The sequence below is a fragment of the Aquiflexum sp. genome (assembly GCF_977115555.1).
Window position 1 is genome coordinate 1 of the sequence record NZ_CDSBKL010000153.1, and the last position, 9,163, is coordinate 9,163.

Annotated in this window: 5 protein-coding genes and 1 pseudogene; 4 read left to right on the plus strand and 2 right to left on the minus strand. The window is 41.2% G+C overall.

Going from position 1 to position 9,163, the window contains the following annotated elements:
• Together ACZFYI_RS10610 and gndA are read right to left on the minus strand one after the other, a co-directional pair.
• Positions 1-362: pseudogene (locus tag ACZFYI_RS10610) on the minus strand (amidohydrolase family protein); the annotation flags it as partial.
• 174 nt (positions 363-536) lie between these two features.
• Entirely contained in the window at positions 537-2,471 is a 1,935-nt protein-coding gene (gene gndA / locus ACZFYI_RS10615) for an NADP-dependent phosphogluconate dehydrogenase (protein ID WP_462524107.1), read from the minus strand.
• A gap of 51 nt (positions 2,472-2,522) precedes the next feature.
• On the opposite strand from gndA, the gene ACZFYI_RS10620 reads away from it, so the two are divergent.
• The 4 genes from ACZFYI_RS10620 (at position 2,523) to ACZFYI_RS10635 (ending at position 9,013) form a co-directional block, all read left to right on the plus strand.
• Positions 2,523-3,980, plus strand: a complete 1,458-nt coding sequence (locus ACZFYI_RS10620; protein WP_462524108.1) for a DUF294 nucleotidyltransferase-like domain-containing protein — start codon at positions 2,523-2,525, stop codon at positions 3,978-3,980.
• A 266-nt stretch (positions 3,981-4,246) separates the two neighbouring features.
• Complete coding sequence (locus tag ACZFYI_RS10625) at positions 4,247-6,577, plus strand: glucosamine-6-phosphate isomerase (RefSeq protein ID WP_462524109.1); 2,331 nt, start codon at positions 4,247-4,249, stop codon at positions 6,575-6,577.
• A gap of 84 nt (positions 6,578-6,661) precedes the next feature.
• Entirely contained in the window at positions 6,662-7,546 is an 885-nt protein-coding gene (locus ACZFYI_RS10630; protein WP_462524110.1) for an ROK family protein, read from the plus strand.
• Between the two features lie 99 nt (positions 7,547-7,645).
• On the plus strand, positions 7,646-9,013 hold the full coding sequence (locus ACZFYI_RS10635; protein ID WP_462524111.1) for a cystathionine beta-synthase: 1,368 nt from the start codon (positions 7,646-7,648) through the stop codon (positions 9,011-9,013).
• The last annotated feature ends 150 nt before the right edge of the window (positions 9,014-9,163 follow it).

A 9,163-nucleotide genomic window follows, 5' to 3' on the forward strand; every position in this document is an offset into this window, starting at 1 on the left:
CCAATCATTCCGCGGACATTGAGGATTCCATTGGCAAGGTAAAGCCACATGACATCCTGCATGTAGGAGAAATCGCCCGTTTCAGTGATAGGGATATGAGAATGCATTTCCGCCAAACCAGGAAAAGCATAGGCTCCTTTTCCATCTATTTTTTCCATTTTCTCAAACTTGCCTAGGTCTTTTTTGGGAAAAACACCGACAATCTTATCTCCCTTGATATGGATAAACTGGTCTTTGAGCACCTTGTCATTTTGCATACCGATGACATGGACGTTGGTGACGATATATTCCTGGGCTTTTACCTGAAGGAATACCAATAAGGTCAAACAAAGGGTCAGAAAATATTTAAGGATGTTTTTCATGGTTTTATGAGAAAAAGATATTGGTGGATATTAAGATACTTTTGGATATTAACTCCTGCTTTCACCATTTTGAAGAATCGGTTACATGTTTTAGGTTCTTTGCCATTGACTATCGACTATGGTCTATGGTCTGGACCCATTAACCAAATAACCCAATAACCCTTGACCAACCCCCTAATACCCAATCTCCATACTTCCCCCTTTGGGGATACTTCCTTTCCAGTCCGAATGGTGAAAGGGTCCGTTAGGATCGTCTTTTCGCTGATAGGTGTGGGCACCAAAGTAATCCCTTTGTGCTTGAATCAAATTTGCAGAAGAATCCGAAGTGATCCTTCCATAATAATAATTTATGGCTGCTGACATCGTTGGTAATGCATAATTGTGCTGTAGCCCCAAGCCAACGATATAAGAAAGGTCATACCGGAGTTCTTTGATCTTGGTTTTCATCTGTTTGGCTTTCAGCAGCGAACTGTTTTCCTTGTACAAAGCAACCATGTTTTCCATCAGTGTCGAACGGATAATGCATCCATTGGTCCAAATCCGTGATATCTCACTCATATTGAGGTTCCAGTTTTCTGTCAGGGAGACCTGATTCATCAATTCAAATCCTACTTCGTGGTTGATGATGCGGGTGAGGGCGTAAGCGTTTTTGATTTTCTCAATCAGAATGACCTTGTCTTCTCCAAAAGCTCCGAATCGATGACCAAAAAAAGTAGCCATTTCTTCCCGTTCGTCTTTGTTGCCGGACAGCATCCTAGCGGTGACAGCTTCCGAAAGCGGGCTGTAAGCGACATTGTATTTCAAAGCTGTGGTCAATGACCAAGAGCCTGTTCCTTTTTGTCCGGCTTTGTCCAATACCTGATCGAGCAGGAAGTTTTTCCCTTCCTTGGCAAGCAGGATATCGGCGGTGATTTCCAGCAGGTAACTTTTCAGACCTTCATTGGTCCAGGATTTCAGTGTTCTTGAAATTTCCGGATAAGAGAGTTTGAGTCCATACTTCATCAGGTGGACAGTTTCCGCCAAAGTCTGCATTTCACCGTATTCGATGCTGTTGTGGACCATTTTGATGAAATGTCCCGCACCCGAATTGCCGATAAAGCTGACACATGGCGCGCCGTTATTGTCTTTGGCGGCGATTTTTTTGAGGTAAGGGGATACCAAGTCATAAGCTTCCTGATTCCCGCTCGGCATCAGGGAAGGTCCTTTTCTTGCTCCTTCTTCTCCTCCTGAAACTCCCATCGGAATAAAATGGAAACCTTTGGCGTCCAATTCTTCAAAACGTCTTTTCGAATCTTCAAAAAATGAATTTCCTCCGTCAATGATGATGTCTCCCGGCTCAAGCATCGGAAGCAATTGGGCGATCTGCATGTCTATTGCATTGCCGGCAGGGATCATCAGGAGGATTTTCTTGGGTTTTTCCAAGGAAGAAATAAATTCCTCTAACCCATCAAAACCTTTCAGAAGTGGAAGATCCGAATTTTCAGCAGCAAATGTGGAAGCGATTTTTTCCTCTTTTCCTTCGACATGTCTGTTGTACACTGCCGTCGGGATTCCGTTGTCAGCAAGGTTGAGGGCTAGGCTTTTGCCCATTACTCCCATGCCTATGACGCCAAAGTGAAGTGAAGGCATCTTGATTTCTTCTATTTTCAGAATTTCCGCAACCATTTCTTCAGGAGTTTTTGAGATATCAATCCGATGTCCATATTCGGCTTCCTCCCAAGTCTCCAATTGGGAATCCAATAGGCCGGGATTCATGTAATGGCCTTTCCGTAAGGAAAGCCTTTCAGTCAAAATATCTTTGCTTCCAATGAGGTGCAGCCATACTATATTAGGAACTACTTGGAGGATTTGTCTATAGTGTTCACGCAAGGCCGAACAGGCAAGGATTCCGCCGCCAGACGATTCCCATACTTTTATATTGTCAGCAAGGTGCTCGAGCCAAGGCTGTCGGTCGTGGTCGGTCAGGGGAATTCCCTGTGTCATCTTTTCCACATTGGCTTTGGGATGAAAGTCATCTGCATCAAAAAAAGGCAGCCTAAGTTTTTTGGACAATTGGGTGCCCAAAGTTGTTTTTCCGCTTCCCGAAACTCCTGTTACAATAATTATCATAGCCGAAATTAAGAAATTTAATTATTTTCACCATGGAGAGTTTGGGAAGGAATGATAACCACAGCTGAAAATAATATTGACCACATCTATACCAAAAAAGTCGGAGACCTCCATTTCCGGAATTTATCTGTGTGTCCTGCCCAAACCCCTGTTTTTGAAGTGGCTCGCTTGATGGCTAGGGACAAGATTTCCTGTTTTTTTGTAGGAGATTCTCCAAATGAAATTATTGGATTTGTCACTGATATCACGCTCCGGGACAGGATTATCGCCAATAAGCTTTCTTTTGGCACCCCTGTAGGTGAAATCATGGATAGGAATATTGTTTATATACAGGATTCAGCTTTTTTATATGAAGCGCTCCTGATGATGTTCAGGACTAAGACCCGCTATCTTTTGGTTCAAAACAAGGAAACTTTTGTTGGTTGGATTAGCCGTAACAAAATCCTCTCTGAGCAGGCACAGGGTCCTTTTGTATTTATCCAATCTGTGAAGCAGTCTATGGATACGGAGGAGTTGAAAGAAAAATGGCAGCAAGTCCCTCAAATTATCCACCAACTGATCGAGAAGGGGCTTAAATCCCAGATTGTCAATCAGATCATCACCGCTGTGGCAGATACGATCGCACTGCGGATCATCGAAAACACCATAAGGGAAATCGGTGAACCACCTGCCAAGTTTGTGTTTTTTGTGCTTGGCAGTGAAGGGCGGGGTGAACAAACCCTCAAAACCGATCAGGACAATGCCATCATCTATGAGGACAAGGCCAATGAGCAAAGGGAAATGGTCAGGGAATACTTTTTGGATTTTGCCGAAAGGGTGTCCTTTGCCTTGGATCAGGTGGGTTTTGTGTTTTGTAAAGGTGGATTTATGGCTAAAAACCCAAAATGGACCCATTCTCTTTCCCATTGGAAGCGGAATTATGAAAGTTGGATTCAGGAATCTACTCCTGAGACTGTCATGAAGTATTCGACTTTCTTTGATTGTCGGCCTATTTATGGGGAGTTTGGGCTTTTGGAGGACTTAAAGAAATTCATGGACCAACAATTGGAAAAACCTTCAGAAAAGTTTTTTATTAACATGGGAACCAATGCGCTTCAGTTTGAGCCGCCTCTGACTTTTTTCAAAAACATCAAAACCTATAAAATAGACGGAGAAAAATATTTCAACATCAAAAAAACCATGACCCCAATTGTGGACCTGGTCCGTTTATTTGCTTTGAAGTATAGGATTTTTGAGCCCAATACTGGAGATCGGATCAGGATTTTGGAGGAGAGGAAAGTGTTTACGGAAAGGGAAGCAAAAGAAATCTACCATGCCTATTATTATCTGATGGGTCTCAGGCTTGAGAAGCAATCATTACACCTTATTCAAAGCAATGAAAATCCGACCAATCATGTCAGTATAGACGAACTGACCAAAGTGCAGATGGTTACTTTGGTGGAGATATTCAAAGTGATCAAAGAATTTCAACTGAAAATCAAGATTGGATTTACTAAAAATATATTTTAGCTAAATTTGAATATCTTTTTTAAAAATTTTATAAAAGTATATGATTTTAAGTAAAAGTTTTTTTATTTTTGCATAGAAATATAGCTAGCGGAATTTTATTATTTAAAGTTCAATGCAAAAGGTAATCAAAGTCAAGAAGCTCATTTCTTCTTTAAGTTGGGGTTAAAGCCAAATTTAAATCGGTTTGTTGCCCTAGGGCAGCAAACATTAAGCGCGACTCGAATTGTCAATTATTTCTAAAAAGTCTGAATCAAAAAAACAGTCCTATGCTTAGCAATTATCCACTTTCAGAAGTAGAAAAAGCTTTCCAAAGAGAATCAGGTGTTGAAAAAATCACTACCCTGATCCCTTACCTCATGGTTGATAATTTTCCAAAACTCGGTCTGATCACTGCCTGCCGGTTTTTGGAATGGGTTTCTGAAAATCCTCAGGGAGTCATCAGTTTGCCGACGGGCAAAACTCCTGAGTATTTCATCAAATGGACTCAATATCTCTTGGAGAATTGGGATACTAAAAAAGGAAAAGAGACTAGGGAAAAATATGGACTTGGAGCAGTCAAAAAACCTTATTTGAAGGATTTGACCTTTGTACAGATCGATGAGTTTTATCCGATTTCTTCAAAACAAAAAAACAGTTTTTTTGACTATGTAAATAAATTTTACTTGGAAGGATTTGGACTGAGTAAAGAAAAGGCCATCCTGATCAATTCTGACGAAATTCCCTTGGCAGGAGGGAAACACTTCAAAGAAGTTTTCCCTGACCTGAAGGTGGACCTTTCGCTAAGGTTCAGAGATCCTGTCAATAACTTAGAGAAAATCCAACAGGAGTCGATCTATAAAATTGACCATTGGTGCGGTCAATATGAGCAAAAAATCAGAGATGCCGGCGGAATAGGGTTCTTTTTGGGAGGAATAGGCCCTGACGGACACATCGCATTCAATACCCGTGGATCGCATCTTTTTTCCACAACAAGATTGACTGAAACCAACTTTGAAACCCAAGCAGTGGCAGCCGGAGATTTGGGAGGGATAGAAGTCTCTGCCAATAGATTGGTGATCACGATCGGTTTGGACACCATAGTGTACAATCCAAATGCTGTAGGAATCATCATCGCAGCGGGAGAGGCCAAAGCACAGATTGTAAAAGATTCATTGGAGACACCTTTAGACAATGTTTATCCGGCGACAGTTTTGCAAAAACTGAAAAACGGACGCTTCTACCTTACCAAAGGAGCTGCGGTAAGGTTGACAGACTCGGTTGATGCGTACTACCGTCAGGGTGAATGGACTTGGGAAAAAACCGAAAGGTCAATCATTGACCTTTGTAAAAGGATAAAGAAATACGGTCACCGTCTCAAGATGGAGGACTTAAAAGCTGACAAATACACCGCAATGATTCCGGGATTGTCTGAGGAAACAGTCAATCAGGTGATGGAAAGTACAATTGCCAAATTGAAAAGAGGTACTACCAAAGAAAAAAATGAAGTTCTCTTGCATACAGGACCTCACCATGATGATATTTCTTTGGGAATTTTGCCCCACATCACCAATCAATTGCATGAAAACAGCAATGAGGCACATTTCTCGGTTTTGACTTCAGGCTTTACAGCTGTGGCCAATACTTTTGTGATTGACACGCTTCTTCATACAAAGAAATTATTGAATGAGGGAAAAATTCAAATGGTCAAATTTGAAGACTTTTTTGAAGTTGGATATAAGTTGAAGACAGACAAAGATGTCTATCATTTTCTTACCAATGTTGCTTCCGAAGATTTGGATGAAAGAATCAGAGGACTTTGCCATAGGGTCGTCCGCGCTGTGGTTGATGTCTTTGAAGTCAAATCAGCAAGTAAGTTGAGAGAAACCATCAATGACATCATCAGTATCCTTCGAAATTCTTATGATGGGGAAAAGAACCCATCCAAAATCCAAAAAATTAAAGGGATGATTCGGGAGTTTGAGGAAGAATTGGTGTGGGCACATTTTGGTGTTCAGGTTAAAAATGTCCATCATTTAAGGTTAGGGTTTTATACCGGAGATATTTTCACAGAACAGCCTGATAAAAAAAGAGATGTGGTTCCGATCGTGGAATTATTCAAAAAAGTCAATCCAACCAAAATAAGTTTGACACTTGATCCTGAAGGATCCGGACCGGATACCCACTACAAAGTATTGCAGGCCACGGCTGAGGCCGTCAGACAGTGGGGAGAAGAAAAAGACTTGAGTAAGTTGAGGATTATCGGATATAGAAACGTTTGGTTTAAATTTGAGCCTCATGAGGCCAATGTTATCGTCCCTGTTTCCTTGGGAGACATGTCAGTGATGGAGGATTCATTCTCTAACTGTTACCTTAGCCAAGTGAATGCTTCATTTCCAAGTTATTCGCACAATGGTAAATTTTCTACCGTTGCCAAGCGCACATGGGTTGGACAACTAGACGATATTCAGTTACTTTTGGGTAAAAATTATTTTTACCTTCATGAAAGTGCCAAAGTAAGGTCTAGTCATGGCCTGATCTTTTTCAAAGACATGAATGTGGAAGAGTTTTTGGCACACGCCCGGGAGCTTGAGAAGTCAATAGAAGGGATGCTGAATTAACCGGCCCGAAACAAAAATTTTTGGGAAAAGGAGAATGAAAATTCATTCTTCTTTTTCTGTTTAAAGCTTAAAAACCTTAGACCTATGCTGAAAACCGAAAAACCTATTCTTGGACTTGACATTGGAGGTACCAATATCAAAGCAGGAGTTCTTGTTGGTTCTGAATTGATAGATATCCGCACCATTGCTACCCCCTCACAAGAGAGTCAGGAATTTATCCTGGAAACCATAGCAGGATTGATTTCTTCATACAGCCATCATGATTTCTACGCCATCGGAATAGGGATTCCCGGTTTGATAGATACTGATTTGGGATTGGTGCTCAACTTAGAAAACATACCTTCATTCAGAAGGGTCCATCTGAGAGAATTTTTGGAAGAAAGATTTTCGAAGCCTGTGTACATAAACAATGATGCCAATTGTTTTGCTCTTGGCGAGTATAAGTTTGGGGCCGCAAGTGTTTACAAGCATGTCGTAGGTATTACCTTAGGAACTGGTCTTGGGGCCGGGATCATTGCAAATGGTCATTTGTACTGTGGGTTTAACTGTGCGGCAGGCGAATGGTGTTCTGCTCCTTATCTCGATCAGGATTTTGAGTTCTATTGCAGCAGCAAATTTTTCAATGCCAAGTATGGTTCCAAAGCCAAGACATTGTCAAAAAAAGCTAAAGAAGGTGACCCTGAGGCAATCAAAGCTTATGCTGAGTTTGGACATCACCTTGGTGAATTGATCAAAAACATCCTTTATACCTTGGCTCCCCAAGCAATTGTTTTGGGCGGATCGATCAGAAAAGCATACCCTTATTTTCAGGAAAGTATGTTGGCCACCATTGCTACATTCAAATATCCCTCTGTCAGCCAAAATCTGAAAATTCTGATTTCTGATCTTGATGAAACCGCAATTCATGGAGCTGTGGCCTTGGTCGATGAATATGCTGTACAGGTCGAGTCTGTGGCCAAAGTCTCTTGATTTACAAATAACCTTTTCGAAATATTATTTGGATACTCCCCTCAGAAATCGCTGAGGTTTAAAAATATTCGTAAATTCGGGCTTTATAACCCAAAGTTTATGATTTACAATTCCATTATTGAAACCATCGGAAATACCCCGATGGTCCGGTTGAACAAACTGAACAAAGGCATCAAAGGAGAGATTCTCGTCAAAGTAGAATATTTTAACCCCGGAAATTCAATGAAAGACCGTATGGCCATCAAGATGGTCGAAGATGCGGAAGAAGCGGGATTTTTAAAGCCGGGTGGAACAATCATAGAAGGAACAAGCGGCAATACAGGAATGGGTTTGGCACTTGCAGCCATTGCTAAGGGCTACAGGTGTATTTTTACAATGGCCGACAAACAATCCAAAGAGAAGATTGATATTCTTAAAGCAGTAGGTGCTGAAGTGATCGTATGTCCGACCAATGTAACACCTGATGATCCAAGATCTTATTATTCTGTAGCCAAAAAACTGAATCAGGATATCCCCAATTCTTTTTACCCAAACCAATACGATAACCTATCCAATTCACTGGCACATTACGAGACTACCGGTCCTGAAATCTGGCGTGATACCGAAGGGAAAATTACCCATTATGCGGCCGGGGTAGGTACAGGCGGATCTATGTGTGGCACTGCCAAGTATCTCAAGGAACAAAATCCGGATATTGTGACTGTGGGAATTGATACTTATGGTTCCGTATTCAAAAAATATAAAGAAACAGGGATCTTCGATGAAAATGAAATCTATCCATATCTGACAGAAGGAATCGGAGAGGATATTTTACCCAAAAATGTTGATTTTTCTCTGATCGACCACTTCATCAAAGTAACTGATAAAGACGCAGCTGTCATGACAAGAAGGCTTTCTAGAGAAGAAGGTTTGTTTGTTGGCTGGTCTTGTGGGTCTGCAGTACATGGGGCTTTGGAATATGCCAAAGAAAACCTTAAAGAGGGAGACCGCATGGTAATCATCCTTCCTGACCATGGGACGAGGTATCTCGGCAAAATCTACAATGACGATTGGATGCGAAACCATGGTTTTCTTGAAAACAAAACCTTTGGAACCGCAAGAGATATCATCGGTTCTAGAAATGGGAGTTACCAATTAGTAGTATCCCACAAAAATGACAAAGTAAAAGATGCTATCCACCTGATGAATGGGAAAAGTGTATCCCAAATCCCGGTTTTGGAAGATGGTCATGTAGTAGGTTCTTTGACAGATAGCAAACTACTCTCCAAAATAATAGAAAACCCCGAATTGAAAGATGCCACAGTGGCGGATGTGATGGAAGCTTCCATGAAGTTTGTGGCATTAGACAGCACCTTGGACGTGCTGAGCTCTATGTTGGATAAGGAAAAGGCAGTCTTGGTGCGTGATGATAACCATCAGATCCACATTGTCACCAAGCACGATATCTTGGAAGCGATGACAAAATAGTTGGGGAATGGTTAAATGGTTATTGGGTTAATTGTTTATACCTGGTACGAATGTCAAATTGATTTAATTTCCAATCAATCATTATGTAGTTATTTTAATTAGTCATTTCGATTCCCATGGCTCTTTCTGATATGTTGTGCACCACATCAT